The organism is Klebsiella sp. 7-CIP_Kleb. (genome assembly GCF_050378655.1).
Taxonomy (GTDB): domain Bacteria; phylum Pseudomonadota; class Gammaproteobacteria; order Enterobacterales; family Enterobacteriaceae; genus Klebsiella; species Klebsiella quasipneumoniae.
Window position 1 is genome coordinate 106,619 of record NZ_JBNRLJ010000007.1, and the last position, 14,450, is coordinate 121,068.

15 protein-coding genes and 1 pseudogene are annotated in these 14,450 nt (G+C 59.5%); 3 read left to right on the forward strand and 13 right to left on the reverse strand.

All coding sequences use genetic code 11. The features are described 5' to 3' along the window. Window positions 1-13: 13 nt before the first annotated feature. The 12 genes and pseudogenes from phnN to ACQUTI_RS20960 all read right to left on the reverse strand — a co-directional run bounded on the left by phnN (window position 14) and on the right by ACQUTI_RS20960 (window position 8,428). A complete protein-coding gene (gene phnN, locus ACQUTI_RS20905) occupies window positions 14-577 on the reverse strand; it encodes a ribose 1,5-bisphosphokinase (protein ID WP_004206368.1) in 564 nt (187 codons plus the stop codon). After that, window positions 577-1,713, reverse strand: coding sequence for an alpha-D-ribose 1-methylphosphonate 5-triphosphate diphosphatase (gene phnM, locus ACQUTI_RS20910; protein WP_004206370.1), 1,137 nt, complete (start codon window positions 1,711-1,713; stop codon window positions 577-579). Before phnM ends, phnN begins: the two co-directional genes overlap by 1 nt. Next, the gene (gene phnL / locus ACQUTI_RS20915) at window positions 1,710-2,390 is read right to left on the reverse strand and encodes a phosphonate C-P lyase system protein PhnL (RefSeq protein ID WP_004206372.1); all 681 of its coding nucleotides are present in this window, start codon (window positions 2,388-2,390) and stop codon (window positions 1,710-1,712) included. Before phnL ends, phnM begins: the two co-directional genes overlap by 4 nt. A gap of 107 nt (window positions 2,391-2,497) precedes the next feature. Then, the gene (gene phnK, locus ACQUTI_RS20920; RefSeq protein ID WP_004206373.1) at window positions 2,498-3,256 is read right to left on the reverse strand and encodes a phosphonate C-P lyase system protein PhnK; all 759 of its coding nucleotides are present in this window, start codon (window positions 3,254-3,256) and stop codon (window positions 2,498-2,500) included. After that, complete coding sequence (locus tag ACQUTI_RS20925) at window positions 3,253-4,101, reverse strand: alpha-D-ribose 1-methylphosphonate 5-phosphate C-P-lyase PhnJ (RefSeq protein ID WP_002885202.1); 849 nt, start codon at window positions 4,099-4,101, stop codon at window positions 3,253-3,255. The genes phnK and ACQUTI_RS20925 overlap by 4 nt, the downstream gene beginning before the upstream one ends. Further along, the gene (locus ACQUTI_RS20930; protein ID WP_017900090.1) at window positions 4,094-5,158 is read right to left on the reverse strand and encodes a carbon-phosphorus lyase complex subunit PhnI; all 1,065 of its coding nucleotides are present in this window, start codon (window positions 5,156-5,158) and stop codon (window positions 4,094-4,096) included. The genes ACQUTI_RS20925 and ACQUTI_RS20930 overlap by 8 nt, the downstream gene beginning before the upstream one ends. Next, the gene (gene phnH, locus ACQUTI_RS20935) at window positions 5,159-5,743 is read right to left on the reverse strand and encodes a phosphonate C-P lyase system protein PhnH (RefSeq protein ID WP_004206375.1); all 585 of its coding nucleotides are present in this window, start codon (window positions 5,741-5,743) and stop codon (window positions 5,159-5,161) included. Then, complete coding sequence (gene phnG, locus ACQUTI_RS20940) at window positions 5,740-6,192, reverse strand: phosphonate C-P lyase system protein PhnG (RefSeq protein WP_004206376.1); 453 nt, start codon at window positions 6,190-6,192, stop codon at window positions 5,740-5,742. The genes phnH and phnG overlap by 4 nt, the downstream gene beginning before the upstream one ends. Then, window positions 6,193-6,918, reverse strand: coding sequence for a phosphonate metabolism transcriptional regulator PhnF (gene phnF / locus ACQUTI_RS20945; RefSeq protein ID WP_004206378.1), 726 nt, complete (start codon window positions 6,916-6,918; stop codon window positions 6,193-6,195). A gap of 155 nt (window positions 6,919-7,073) precedes the next feature. After that, complete coding sequence (gene yjdN, locus ACQUTI_RS20950) at window positions 7,074-7,508, reverse strand: VOC family metalloprotein YjdN (protein ID WP_004206380.1); 435 nt, start codon at window positions 7,506-7,508, stop codon at window positions 7,074-7,076. Between the two features lie 227 nt (window positions 7,509-7,735). Beyond that, a complete protein-coding gene (locus ACQUTI_RS20955; protein WP_004206382.1) occupies window positions 7,736-8,071 on the reverse strand; it encodes a zinc ribbon domain-containing protein YjdM in 336 nt (111 codons plus the stop codon). Between the two features lie 87 nt (window positions 8,072-8,158). Continuing rightward, window positions 8,159-8,428, reverse strand: a pseudogene (locus tag ACQUTI_RS20960) (hypothetical protein). 187 nt (window positions 8,429-8,615) lie between these two features. Here ACQUTI_RS20960 and proP point away from each other — a divergent pair. Continuing rightward, on the forward strand, window positions 8,616-10,118 hold the full coding sequence (proP, locus tag ACQUTI_RS20965; protein ID WP_023291673.1) for a glycine betaine/L-proline transporter ProP: 1,503 nt from the start codon (window positions 8,616-8,618) through the stop codon (window positions 10,116-10,118). Between the two features lie 49 nt (window positions 10,119-10,167). Here the strand turns inward: proP and melR are convergent, their stop codons facing one another. After that, window positions 10,168-11,106: a transcriptional regulator MelR gene (melR, locus tag ACQUTI_RS20970; RefSeq protein WP_004206385.1), complete on the reverse strand. Its 939-nt coding sequence runs from the start codon at window positions 11,104-11,106 to the stop codon at window positions 10,168-10,170. Between the two features lie 239 nt (window positions 11,107-11,345). Between melR and ACQUTI_RS20975 the strand changes: the two genes are divergently transcribed. Continuing rightward, window positions 11,346-12,698: an alpha-glucosidase/alpha-galactosidase gene (locus ACQUTI_RS20975; protein ID WP_053810864.1), complete on the forward strand. Its 1,353-nt coding sequence runs from the start codon at window positions 11,346-11,348 to the stop codon at window positions 12,696-12,698. Between the two features lie 92 nt (window positions 12,699-12,790). Next, complete coding sequence (gene melB, locus ACQUTI_RS20980; protein ID WP_062913513.1) at window positions 12,791-14,206, forward strand: melibiose:sodium transporter MelB; 1,416 nt, start codon at window positions 12,791-12,793, stop codon at window positions 14,204-14,206. Window positions 14,207-14,450 lie beyond the last annotated feature (244 nt).

A 14,450-nucleotide genomic window follows, 5' to 3' on the forward strand; every position in this document is an offset into this window, starting at 1 on the left:
TGTCACCTTTGGTTTATACCAGCGGATCCGCTTCGCGCACCGCGTGGCTGCGCAGCAGGCGGAAAAATTCATCGACCGATTGTCGGAGACTGCCGTCGTTATTCAGCGTCAGGCAATCGTCCGGCTTATAGCGCGCGGCGCGGTCCAGACGCTGGGCGATATCCACCGCATTTTCCCGGCCGCGCTGCTCCAGCCGCTGGCGCAGCACCGGCGGCGAGACGGCGAGACAGATCGGCACCAGCACCTCGCCGTAGCGTTCCCGCGCCAGCGCCAGATGGGCGCGGGAGCCATTGGCCACCACGTCGAAGCCGGCGTGCAGCCACAGGTCGATCTCCACGCCAATGCCATAGTAAGTATGGTTGGCGTGCCAGCTGAGGGCAAAGAGATGCTGCTCGGCGCGGGTAAAAAATTCATGTTCGCTGAGGGCGATATGGTTTTCGTTACCGGCGTTAAAGGGCCGGGTAATGTAACGATGCGCCACCAGCAGCTGCGGGTGCTCGCGCTGGCGCAGCGCCGCCAGCAGGCTGTCTTTCCCGGAGCCGGAGGGGCCCACCAGCCAGATCAGTTTTCCCGGCATTAAAAGACCCTCCTTCCCTGGCGCCAGACATGGTCGATGTGGACATGCTCGCCGCGACGGTGCGCCAGCACCAGGTCGGCGCGTTTCCCCTCGGCGATGACGCCGCGATCGTCAAGGCCCAGCGCCTGCGCCGGATGTTTGCTGACCAGACGGATCGCCTGCGCCAGGGTGAAGGCGTTATCCTCGGCGTCGGCGATGCGGAATGCGGCATCCAGCAGGCTGGCGGGATAGTAGTCGGAAGAGAGAATGTCGAGCAAACCGTGGTTCGCCAGCAGGTGGGCGGCGACGTTGCCGGAGTGGGAACCGCCGCGCACGATATTCGGCGCCCCCATCAGGACGTGCATCCCGTGCTGACGTGAAGCCTGCGCCGCGGCCAGGGTGGTGGGAAACTCGGCGATGACGCTACCCAGCTGGTGGGATTCAGCCACATGCGCCTCGGTGGCGTCGTCGTGGCTGGCGAGGGCGATACGGCGGGCGCGGCACATGGCGGCGATGGTCTGGCGATTGGGCTGCGACCAGGTGGCGGCCAGAGCCATCTGCTCGGCTTCAAAACGGTCCATTTCGTCATGCGTCAGATGATATTTTCCCTGATAGTAATCGCGGTACTTGCTGCGATCGGCGTACTGACGCTGGCCGGGCGAGTGGTCCATCAGAGAGACCATGCTCACCGACTCGCGGTCGATCAGCTTTTCAAACAGCGGCAGCGTGGTGTGATGCGGCAGCTCGCAGCGCAGGTGCAGACGGTGCTCTGCGCGGTTAAGACCGCGCTTTTGCGTCTCTTCCACCGCATTGACCATCTTCTCCAGATTCTCAAGACGATCGCCGCCATCGCGCACGTCGCCAATCGCCACGGCGTCCAGCACGGTGGTGATGCCGCTGGCGACCATCATTGCGTCGTGGCTGCTCATCGCCGAGTGGGCCGGCCAGTCTACCTTCGGCCGCGGGGTAAAGAACTTGTCGAGGTTATCGGTATGCAGCTCGATAAGGCCCGGCAGCAGCCAGCCGCCTTCCCCATCCAGCGCCTGCGGCAGCCGGCTCTGGCTTTCAGCGAAGGCGAGAATGCGACCGTCCTGGACTTCCAGCGAACCGTGGACCACGTCATCGTCGAGAACCAGTTTTACGTTATTGATAATCATGCTGTTATTCCCATGGGGTGCAGCCGGTCGGCGACCTGACGGCGTACCCCTTCGTCATGGAAAATCCCGACGATGGCCGCGCCGCGCGCTTTGGCATCGTGGATCAGGTCGACCACGGCAGCACTGTTTTTGCCATCCAGTGAGGCGGTGGGTTCATCGAGGAGCAGGATCGGATAGTCGACCGCAAAACCGCGGGCGATATTGACCCGTTGCTGTTCGCCGCCGGAAAAGGTCGACGGCGCAAGGTGCCACAGACGTTGCGGAACGTTGAGGCGGGTCAGCAGCTGGGCGGCTTTGGCGGCGCTCGCTTCACGCGGCGTCCCGAGATCGAGCAGCGGCTGCATCACCACCTCCAGCGCCGAAATACGCGGGATCACCCGTAGAAACTGGCTGACCCAGCCGATGGTGGTTTTGCGCACTTCCAGCACCTTGCGCGGCGTGGCGGTGACCAGGTCCACCCATTCGTCGCCGTGGCGGATATGAATATGGCCGCTGTCCGGCAGATAGTTGGCGTACAGCGAACGCAGCAGGGTCGATTTGCCGCTGCCGGAGTGACCGTGGAGCACCACGCACTCCCCGGCGTTAACGGTCAGCGAGGCGTCGGCCAGCACCGGCAGACGCACGCCGTGCTGCTGGTGCAGAACAAAGGTTTTATGGACGTTTTCAACGCGGATCATGTTAGCTCTCACGAGGTTGGGTTGCCGGGTGGCGCTTCGCTTACCCGGCCTACGAATAACGCACCTGTGGGCCGGGTAAGGCGCAGCCGCCACCCGGCAAAACAGCATTAATTCTGCAACACCGACGACACCAGCAGCTGGGTATAAGGATGGTGCGGATCGTCGAGCACCCGGTCGGTTAAGCCACTTTCCACCACCTGGCCCTGCTTCATTACCAGCAGTCGGTTCGCCAGCAGGCGGGCGACGCCGAGATCGTGGGTAACAATCACTACCGCCAGATTCAGCTCCACCGCCAGGCCACGCAGCAGATCAAGCAGCCGCGCCTGCACGGACACATCCAGCCCGCCGGTGGGTTCATCCATAAACACCAGCTTCGGCTGGGTGACCAGATTGCGGGCAATCTGCAGACGCTGCTGCATGCCGCCGGAGAAGGTGGTGGGCAGGTCGTCGATGCGCGAGGGCGGGATCTCCACCTCCTGCAGCCACTTTTCAGCGGTGGCGCGAATGTTGCCGTAGTGGCGGGCGCCGGTGGCCATCAGCCGTTCGCCGATGTTGCCCCCGGCGGAGACCTGGCGACGCAGACCGTCCATTGGGTGCTGATGCACCACCCCCCATTCGGTGCGCAGCAGGCGGCGGCGTTCGGCTTCGCTCATGGCGTACAGCGAGCGCTGCTGGTACAGCACCTCGCCCCGCTGCGGCGTCAGGCGGGCGGAGATTGCCTTCAGCAGGGTGGTTTTACCGGAGCCGGACTCGCCGACGATGCCGAGCACTTCTCCCGGCCACAGCTCGAAGGAGACATCGCGAAAACCTTTATCCGGGGCGTAGAGATGGGTCAGGTTATTCACAGCAAGTAATGGCTGGTTCATTTTTTCTGCCCCTCGCTCTGCTGGCGGCAATAGTCGGTATCGGAGCAGACAAACATCCGCTGGCCGCTGTCATCCAGCACCACTTCGTCGAGGTAGCTGTGGCGCGAGCCGCAGATGGCGCAGGGTTCATCCCACTCCTGGACGGTAAATGGGTGGTCGTCGAAATCGAGACTCTCCACCGGGGTATAGGGCGGCACGGCGTAGATCCGCTTTTCGCGCCCGGCGCCGAACAGCTGCAGCGCCGGCATCATATGCATTTTCGGGTTATCGAATTTCGGGATCGGCGAGGGATCCATCACGTAGCGGCCATTGACCTTCACCGGGTAGGCGTAGGTGGTGGCGATATGGCCGAAGCGGGCAATATCTTCATACAGTTTCACCTGCATCACGCCGTACTCTTCCAGGGCGTGCATGGTGCGGGTTTCGGTTTCACGCGGCTCGATAAAGCGCAGCGGCTCCGGGATCGGCACCTGGTAGATCAGGATCTGATCCTCCACCAGCGGCGTCTCCGGGATGCGATGGCGGGTCTGGATCAGGGTGGCGTCTTCGGTACGCTCGGTGGTGGCGACGCCGGTAACACGCTTAAAGAACTGACGAATCGACACCGCGTTGGTGGTGTCATCGGCGCCCTGGTCAATCACCTTCAGCACGTCGTTCTCGCCGATGACGCTGGCGGTCAACTGGATGCCGCCAGTGCCCCAGCCGTAGGGCATCGGCATTTCGCGACCGCCGAACGGCACCTGGTAGCCGGGAATGGCTACCGCTTTGAGAATAGCCCGGCGGATCATGCGCTTGGTTTGCTCGTCGAGATAAGCAAAGTTATAGCCAGTCAGTGGGTTAGCCACGTTCGTTCTCCCGTTGCAGGCGTTTCAGCAGCGCCAGTTCGGCCTGGAAATCGACATAGTGCGGCAGCTTCAGATGCGAGACGAAGCCGGCGGCTTCAACGTTATCGGCGTGGGCCAGCACAAACTCTTCATCCTGGGCGGGACCGGCAATCTCTTCGTCATAGTCCGCCGCCTGCAGGGCGCGGTCGACGAGGGCCATGGCCATCGCTTTGCGCTCGCTCATGCCGAAGGTCAGACCGTAGCCGCGGGTGAAGTGCGGCGGCTCATCCTGCGGGGCGACGAAGCCGTTGACCATTTCGCATTCGGTGAGCAGCAGCTCGCCAATATTGACGCTAAAGCCCAGCTCTTCCGGGACAATCTCCACCTGCACGTAGCCGCTGCGGATCTCGCCGGCAAACGGATGGTTGCGGCCATAGCCGCGCTGAGTCGAATAGGCCAGCGCCAGCAGGTAGCCTTCATCGCCGCGCATTAGCTGCTGCAGGCGCGAAGAACGTGAGCAGGGGTAGACCGGCGGGGTGCGGGTGATATCGTCGGGCGGTGTGCCGCGATCTTCCTCGGCCTTCGCCAGACCCTGCTGCGTGAGCAGGCTAAAGACGTGCGGCGTCGGCTGCGTGTCGCACTCGGCTTGCTGCACAGAAGGCGCTTCGCCGTTTGCCAGCAGGGTAAAATCGAGCAGGCGGTGGGTGTAGTCGTAAGTGGGGCCCAGCAGCTGGCCGCCGGGGATATCTTTGTACACTGCCGAGATGCGGCGTTCGAGACGCATTTTGGCGGTGTCGATCGGTTCGCTAACCGCCAGCCGCGGCAGGGTGGTGCGGTAGGCGCGCAGCAGGAAGATCGCTTCGACGTTATCGCCGCTGGCCTGTTTGAGCGCCAGCGCCGCCAGTTCGCGGTCGGCGATGCCGCCCTCGGTCATCACCCGGTCCACCGCCAGATTGAGCTGTTCGCCTATCTGGTCAACGCTCAGTTCGGGAAGCCGTCCATCGCCCCGTCGTTTCTGTTCCTGTAAGGCGTGAGCGGCGCGGATCGCCTTCTCGCCGCCCTTGACGGCAACGTACATTTAGCAAACCTCCACGTGAGTGGTGCGCGGGATCGCCAGCAGGCGCTCGCCGCAGGTGAGGATCAGATCAATGCCCAGCGGGAACGGGTGTGGGCGCTCCGTCAGTTCGTCAATGATGCAGTCCGGCAGCTGAGGGGCGATCATTCGCTCTTCGGCAATGCCCGCCCCGGTCAGGCGCAGCATGCGTCCGCCGCTAAGGCTGGCGAGCTGAACGATCAGCGTGACGCCGGTCTCCGGGGCGGTGACGGTGCCAGCGGAGAGGACGTTGAGCTGCTCGGCGCTGATGCCGTCATTGGCGACGGCAAAGACCGCCTGCTGCGGCTGGTCCACCAGCGGCGCGCCGGTATGAAAGCGCAGATTCTGTCCCACCAGATCGTTATGCAGAGCGCTGGCGAGCCAGACCGGCGTTTCGTGATCGGCAAGGGTCAATAGCAGGCTGGTGGAAGCGACGTTCAGCGGCTGCCAGCCGTGCTGTAACTGCTGCAGGGAGACAATCACCCCCGGCTCGCTCATCGCTTTCAGCAGGCGACGAAAACTGTGTTGGGCATCCTGCACAGCCAGGGAAAAAGCGGGTTGTAAGGTCATGCGTTATCTCCGCGAACCAGGGTAAAGAAGTCGACCCGGCTGGCGTTGACTTCGGCGCGTCGGGCTTCAATGCGCGCGCTGCGTAGCGCTTCCAGCGGGGTTATCAGGGTTTCCATTAAATTGTGAAAATGGCGGGGTGACTGCAGCAGGGCGTCGATGGCCGCGCAGCGTTCGGCGTGCGGGCGGTCGCGGCCTAAGATCCAGCTGTAGCCGAGCGTTCCGTCGGCCAGACGTACCGCGGCGCGGGTGAGCGTGGCGTCGCCGGCGAAGAAACGGTCGCCGATACCGCCCATCCGGGCCTGAAGCTGCACCAGGCCAGTCTCGGGAGTGCGGATCAGTTCATACTCCGGCGCCAGCTGCAGGGAGTGCATGCGCGCCAGAAGATCTTGCGGTTCACTGTGGGCCAGCACGGACATCCAGCGCTGGCGGGTGGCGGTATCGAAGTGCATTCAGTGCTCCATGGTGAATTCAATCATGTCGGCGCGGGTGAGGCTGACGGAGTATTCGGTGGCGGCCTGCTCGCCCTGGCGGCTGTTGAGGGTGCGGACGCAGAGCAGCGGCGCCATATTGGGGATCTCCAGCAGTTTGCTCTCTTTCGCCTGTGCGCGACGGGCGCTGATTTTGGTGCGCACCCGGGTCAGTTCGACGTCAAGCCGATCGCGCAGCAGGTCGTGCAGCGAGCCGTGGCTGAAGGTCTGTAACACCGGCCAGAAGCGCAGGTCGGCGAAGTAGTGGTCAATCAGGCACAGGGCGACGCCATTGACCCGGCGCAGGGTGCGCAGATGAATGACGTTCTCGCCCTCGCTAATACCAAAGGCTTCGGCAACGTGCGCGCTGGCGGGGCGCAGTACCGACAGCAGTTTTTCGCTGGTGGGATCGCTGCCTTGTTCCAGCAGGTTTTGGCTGAAACGCGCCTGGGCGTTGAGCGGGTAATCGATCGGCCGCATCAGCACCAGCACGCCCACGCCCTGACGGCGTTGTACCCAGCCGCGCTCAACCAGCTGGTCGATCGCCCGGCGCAGGGTGTGGCGGTTAACGTCGAAGCGCGTCGCCAGCTGCTGCTCGGCGGGCAGATAGTCACCGCAGCGATAGTGGTGGCGCAACTCCTGCTCAAGCCGGGCGGCGATTTCCTGATAGCGCGTGGGATAACTGGTCGGATGTCTGGACAGGTGCATGGTCATCAAGCCTCACACAGCATAGGCGAGGAGCTTCCTCGCGTTGTGAGCCGATCCTGACCGGTTTATGTTGCAGTTCGGTTAAGTGATGATGACTAAAGGATGAAGAGTTAATGCCAGACGGATGACAGGGCGGCCAGGCCGCCCTGGCGGGGTCAGCCTTGTTTGACCACGTTGATCATCCAGGGAACGCCAAAGCGATCCACGACTTTGCCGAAGCCGTGGGCCCAGAAGGTTTCCTGCCAGGCCATCTCAATGCGTCCGCCGACCGCCAGCGCTTCGAACCAGCGCTGACCTTCAGCGACATCCCTGGGATCGAGGACGAGGGTGAAGCCGGCGTAGTGTACATCGGGCCCGAAGGCGCTGTCGCTTAGCATCAGCTCGCCGTTGCCGATGCGCAGGCTGGCGTGGGCGATGGCGTCATTCGCCATCTTCTGGCCAGACGGGCAGCCGTCAGAGGCTTCCTGCGCCGAAGGCGGCATTTCGCCAAAGGTCATTTTAAACATCAGCTCCGCGCCCAGCGTCTGCTGATAGAAAGCGATCGCCTCGGCGCAGTTGCCCGCAAAGGCAAGGTAGGGACTTAAGGACATGGTGAATACCTCAGTGACCGTAACCCGTAAAGCGTAGTCGCCCGCAGCGGGATTGAGCCAGACGGCAGCGCGAAAATGGGGTGGGAATACCGCTGCAGGGGGCTGCATAAATAGCGGCGGCTGGCCGGATAAATAACCGGATACGCAGGGAGGCGAGGGACCGTCAGGATATCGGGAGCGGCGACGGCGATAGGGGAAAATAATCGCGTCGCCTGCCCGGAAATAAATCAGTTCTTTTTGACGAATTCAGATTTCAGCTTCATCGGGCCAAAACCGTCAATTTTGCAGTCAATATTGTGATCGCCTTCGACCAGGCGGATATTCTTCACTTTGGTGCCGATTTTCAGCATCGAAGAGCTGCCTTTAACCTTCAGATCCTTCACTACCGTGACGCTGTCGCCATCGGCCAGTAAATTGCCGTTGGCATCTTTAACGATCAGAACGTCGGTTTCTTCCGTGGCTTCGGCAGGGTTCCACTCATGGGCGCATTCCGGGCAGATGTACATGCCGTTGTCTTCATAAGTGTAAGTCGAATCGCATTTTGGGCAGTGTGGCAGTTGCATGACGTTCCTCGTGATGTCGTCGAAAAACAGGACGTTGGTCCTTTAAACAGCGGCTGAGAGCCGAAAGTGGGTGTGATTATAGCGCAATCACCCACTTTTGTCGGGTGTTTTTTTGATAAAAAATAGCCGTGGTGTTATTCCGGGAAGAAGCGAATAAACGCTGAAATTAACCGCCCGAGGTGGAGCAAAATCGACGAAATAATTTCCGGGCGATCGGCAGGAAATGAACTTATTTATTTTTCGACACTCTGTAATTAGGCGGTAAATTTATGTGAAGTTGATCGCAGATATAAACACTGTTAGGGTAAAAAAGGGGAGCAGGTCAATTTCATCAATTATCACGATGAGCCGCTCTATTTATTCACCAGTAGCCAGAGCAGGCGTCAACAGGTTCGGTTGTACATTCTGTCAGCAGACAGTGCAGGCAAACCTGCTACGCTTGAAATGAGGAGCACAGCAATTCACCGCTCCTGACGCACGATGCGAATGGCTTTGCCATTCGGCGAAGAGGCGTGCACTCAAGGCGGAGTAGCAGAGGAAAAATATGCTTAAAAGGAAAAAAATAAAGCCCATCACCCTTAAGGATGTGACCATCATCGACGATGGTAAACTGAAAAAGGCGATCACCGCGGCCTCCCTGGGCAACGCGATGGAGTGGTTCGATTTCGGCGTCTACGGCTTTGTGGCCTACGCCTTAGGTAAAGTCTTCTTCCCCGATGCCAACCCAAGCGTGCAGATGATTGCCGCACTCGGCACCTTTTCCGTTCCATTTTTAATTCGTCCGTTAGGCGGCCTGTTCTTCGGGATGCTGGGCGATAAATATGGTCGGCAGAAAATTCTCGCGATAACTATCGTGATCATGTCGATAAGTACTTTCTGTATCGGCCTTATTCCTTCGTATGCCACGATAGGTATCTGGGCGCCGATCCTGCTGCTGCTGTGTAAAATGGCGCAGGGCTTCTCGGTCGGTGGTGAATATACCGGGGCATCGATCTTCGTCGCGGAATACTCCCCTGACCGTAAACGCGGGTTTATGGGCAGCTGGCTGGACTTTGGCTCCATCGCCGGGTTTGTGATGGGGGCTGGCGTGGTGGTCCTGATCTCCAGCGTAGTGGGGGAACAGAACTTCCTTGAGTGGGGTTGGCGTATCCCGTTCTTCCTGGCGCTGCCGTTAGGCATCATCGGGCTCTATCTGCGCCATGCGCTGGAAGAAACCCCGGCGTTCCAGCAGCATGTGGACACCATGGAGCAGGGCGACCGTGAAGGTCTGCAGGACGGGCCGAAGGTCTCCTTTAAAGAGATTGCCACTAAGCACTGGCGCAGCCTGCTGACCTGTATCGGTCTGGTGATTTCCACTAACGTGACCTATTACATGCTGCTGACCTACATGCCGAGCTACCTGTCGCATAACCTGCACTACTCGGAAGACCATGGGGTGCTGATCATCATCGCCATCATGGTCGGGATGCTGTTTGTGCAGCCGGTTATCGGCATGCTCAGCGACCGCTTCGGCCGCCGTCCGTTTATCCTGATTGGTAGCGTGGCGCTGTTTGCCCTGTCGATCCCGGCCTTCATTATGATCAACAGCAACGTGACGAGCCTGATCTTCGCCGGTCTGCTGCTGCTGGCGGTGGTGCTGAACTGCTTTATCGGCGTGATGGCCTCATCGCTGCCGGCGATGTTCCCGACCCACATCCGCTTCAGCGCTCTGGCCAGCGCCTTTAACATCTCGGTGCTGATTGCCGGTCTGACGCCAACCCTGGCGGCGTGGCTGGTGGAGACCACCCAGAACCTGATGATGCCGGCATACTACCTGATGGTGATCGCGGTGGTGGGTATGGCGACGGGCCTGTCGATGAAAGAGACGGCTAACCGTCCGCTGAAAGGGGCGACCCCGGCGGCGTCGGATATTCAGGAAGCGAAAGAAATCCTTGGCGAGCACTACGATAACATCGAACAAAAAATCGAAGATATCGATCAGGAGATCGCCGATCTGCAGGCAAAACGGTCGCGTCTGGTGCAGCAGCATCCGCGTATCAACGACTAACTGTTTTCACTGCTAATCATGCCGCCAGGGGAAACCCCGGCGGCATTTTTTATGCCTCCGGCAAGGCCAGACCGTGACGACGCTGTTGGCTAAGTTTACGGTACTGCTGCGGCGGCATCCCCACGTAACGGGTAAAGGTGCTGTAGAAACGGCTGCTGGAGCGGAAACCGGCGGTGAGGGCGATATCCAGGATGGTCTTGTCGGTATCGCTCAGCAGCGCCCGCACGTGATTGATACGCATGGCGGTAATGTACTGCTTCATGGTTTGCTGCATCACTCTCTGGAATACCCCCATCGCATAGTTCGGGTTGAGCTTAACGTGCTCGGCGACGGCATTGACGGTCAGCGCCTGGTCGTAGTGGGCGGCGATAAATTCCAGCATCTGGCTGACATAAAACTGCGCATGGCGCGAGACGCTGTTCTTATGGGTGCGCGAGGTTTTGTTGACCAGAATCGGCTGCCAGCCGGCGAGGCTCAGCCGCTTCAGCATCAGGGCGATTTCATCGATCGCCAGCTGGCGAATCTGTTCATTGTCGTGGTTCAGCTCCTGCTGCCAGCGGCGCACCTCGAAGGCGCTCAGCTGCTGGGCGGCGAGGGATTTAATCACCATCCCGTGAGTGACGTGGTTGATCAGCTCCCGGTCCAGCGGCCATGAGAGAAACAGATGCATCGGCAGGTTAAAGATCGCCATCTGCTGGCAATCCCCCGGGCGGGTCAACTGATGCGGCGTACAGGCCCAGAACAGAGTGATATAGCCTTTCTCTATGCGCACCACTTCGTTATTAATCAAATATTCCACGTCGCCATCGAACGGCACGTTGACCTCCACCTGGCCATGCCAGTGGCTGGTAGGCATGGCGTGCGGCGGGCGCAGCTCGATATCCATACGCTGATACTCAGAGTAGAGCGCCAGCGGGCTGCGGCTCTGCTTTTCATCGCTGCTGCACATAAAGGGATCGGGGGGCAGGGAGGTGAAGCGGTATTCCATCGTTAGCGTATTCCTGAATTGTCAGAGTGGCTGCATTTTTCGCCAGAACTGACGACAGCTTAGCGGAAGAATCGGCCCATTTTCTCTCCTTTTTGCGCAATCTGTTCCCGAAAACTCAGATTTTGTGGCGCTTAATGGCCGATCTGAGCTTTCGGGAATGCTCCGGTTGGAACAGGGCAGCGCAACGCTGAATGGCGTGCCACTCTGCAAGGGTTCAATGACCTGATGGAGAGAGCGTAATGACCGCCCCAAAAATTACCTTTATCGGCGCCGGTTCGACGGTGTTCGTTAAAAATATTCTCGGTGATGTTTTCCAGCGCCCGGCGCTGAAATCGGCGCATGTCGCGCTGATGGATATCGATGACACCCGGCTGGAAGAGTCGCATACCGTGGTGCGCAAGCTGATGGATTCCGTCGGCGCGAAGGGCGAAATCAGCTGCCATCGCGATCGCAAAACCGCCCTGCAGGGCGCTGATTTCGTTGTGGTCGCCTTCCAGATTGGCGGCTATGAGCCCTGTACCGTCACTGATTTTGAGGTCTGTAAACGCCATGGCCTGGAGCAGACCATCGCCGATACGCTGGGTCCGGGGGGCATTATGCGCGCCCTGCGCACCATACCTCATCTATGGGCTATCTGCGACGACATGACCGAGGTCTGCCCGGACGCCACCCTGCTTAACTACGTCAACCCAATGGCGATGAACACCTGGGCCATCTACGCCCGCTACCCGCATATTAAACAGGTTGGCCTGTGCCACTCGGTGCAGGGAACGGCGGAAGAACTGGCGCGCGATCTTGACCTCAACCCGGCGGATTTACGCTACCGCTGCGCCGGGATTAACCATATGGCGTTCTATCTCTCGCTGGAGAAAAAGCTCGCCGACGGCAGCTATGTCAACCTTTATCCCGACCTGCTGCAGGCCTACGCTGACGGGCGCGCGCCGAAGCCTAACCTGCACGGCAACCCGCGCTGCGAAAACATCGTCCGCTATGAGATGTTCAAAAAGCTCGGCTACTTTGTGACCGAGTCGTCGGAGCATTTTGCCGAATACACGCCATGGTTTATCAAGCCGGGCCGCGAGGACCTTATCGCCCGCTATAAAGTGCCGCTGGATGAATACCCGAAACGCTGCGTCGAGCAACTGGCCAACTGGCATCAGGAGCTGGAGAGCTATCAGCGCGGCGAGCGCATCGAGGTGAAGCCATCCCGCGAGTATGCCAGCACCATCATGAACGCCATCTGGACCGGCGAGCCAAGCGTGGTGTATGGCAACGTACGCAATGACGGCCTTATCGACAACCTGCCGCAGGGCTGCTGCGTGGAAGTGGCTTGCCTGGTGGACGCCAACGGCATTCAGCCGACCAAAATGGGTGCGCTGCCGGCGCATCTGGCGGCGCTGATGCAGACCAACATCAACGTGCAGACGCTGCTCACGGAGGCGATCCTCACCGAAAATCGCGATTACGTCTATTACGCCACGATGATGGATCCGCACACCGCTGCGGTGCTGGGGATCGAAGAGATCTACGCGCTGGTGGACGATCTGATCGCCAGCCACGGCGACTGGCTGCCGTCCTGGCTGCATCGTTAATCTTCTCATGCCGCCGGGGGCAACGACCCGGCGGCGTCCTGCATGCTCTATCAAACACTGAAGGAGGCGCTGGCGACAGCGACCTGTACCCTATGAGTATTTCAATGACAACAAAGCTCAGCTACGGATTTGGTGCCTTTGGTAAAGATTTCGCTATCGGTATCGTCTACATGTATCTGATGTATTACTACACCGATATTGTTGGACTGTCGGTTGGGGTGGTCGGCATCTTGTTTCTGGTGGCGCGGATCCTCGATGCGATAGCCGATCCGATCATGGGTTGGATCGTCAACTGTACGCGATCGCGATGGGGGAAATTCAAACCGTGGATCCTGATTGGCACGATAACCAACTCGGTAGTGCTGTATATGCTGTTCAGCGCCCATCACTTCTCCGGCGGGGCGCTGCTGGCATGGGTGTGGCTGACCTATCTGCTGTGGGGGTTCACCTACACCATCATGGATGTGCCGTTCTGGTCGCTGGTGCCGACCATTACCCTTGATAAACGCGAACGTGAACAGCTGGTGCCGTATCCACGCTTTTTCGCCAGCCTGGCGGGATTCGTCACTGCCGGCGTCACGCTGCCGTTTGTCAGCGCCGTGGGCGGCGCCGACCGCGGTTTCGGTTTCCAGATGTTCACCCTGGTGTTGATCGCCTTCTTCGTGGTTTCCACCCTCGTCACGCTGCGCAACGTCCACGAGGTTTACTCCTCGGATAGCGGCGTGAGCGAGGATGCCAGCCATCTCTCACTGCGCCAGATGGTGGCGCTGATCTATAAAAACGATCAGCTGGCCTGCCTGTTGGGCATGGCGCTGGCCTATAACACGGCGGCGAATATTATCGCTGGCTTTGCGATTTACTACTTTACCTACGTGATTGGCAGCGCGGAGATGTTCCCGTATTACATGTCCTACGCCGGCGCGGCGAACCTGCTGACGTTAGTGCTGTTTCCGCGGCTGGTGAAAGGGCTGTCGCGGCGCATTCTGTGGGCGGGAGCCTCGATCATGCCGGTGCTGGGCTGCGGCGTGCTGTTGCTGATGGCGCTGAGCGGGGTCTACAACGTCGCGCTGATTTCGCTGGCCGGCGTGCTGTTGAATATCGGCACCGCGCTGTTCTGGGTGCTGCAGGTTATTATGGTGGCCGATACCGTCGACTACGGCGAATATACGATGAACATCCGCTGCGAAAGTATCGCCTATTCGGTGCAGACGCTGGTGGTGAAAGCGGGCTCGGCGTTCGCGGCCTGGTTTATCGCCATCGTGCTCGGTATCATCGGTTATGTGCCGAATGTGGCCCAGTCGTCCCAGACGCTGCTGGGGATGCAAGCGATTATGATAGCGCTGCCGACGCTCTTTTTTGCCCTGACGCTGTTTCTCTATTTCCGCTATTACAAGCTCAACGGCGATATGCTGCGTCGCATTCAGATTCACCTGCTGGATAAATATCGCCGGGTACCGGAAAATGTGGCTGAGCCGGAACGGCCCATTGTGGTACCCAACCAGGTGTAAAAAGCGTTCAAAAACCGCTGACGAAAGAGGGGAGGGATGCTCTCTTTTTGGACAAAAATGAGCGTCGAAAACGGGCAAAAAGAGAAAAACGTATTTCTCTAATTTATCTCAAAATGGTCTCTTTTTATGCGCACGGAGTTGCTATTGGCTCCATTTGTTCTCAAATAAAACTCAGAATCGTCTCTTTTTCGTGCTCTTGCGCTGCTTTTTAACTCTTGCTACGCTTGTTGGGTGTTACATTTTT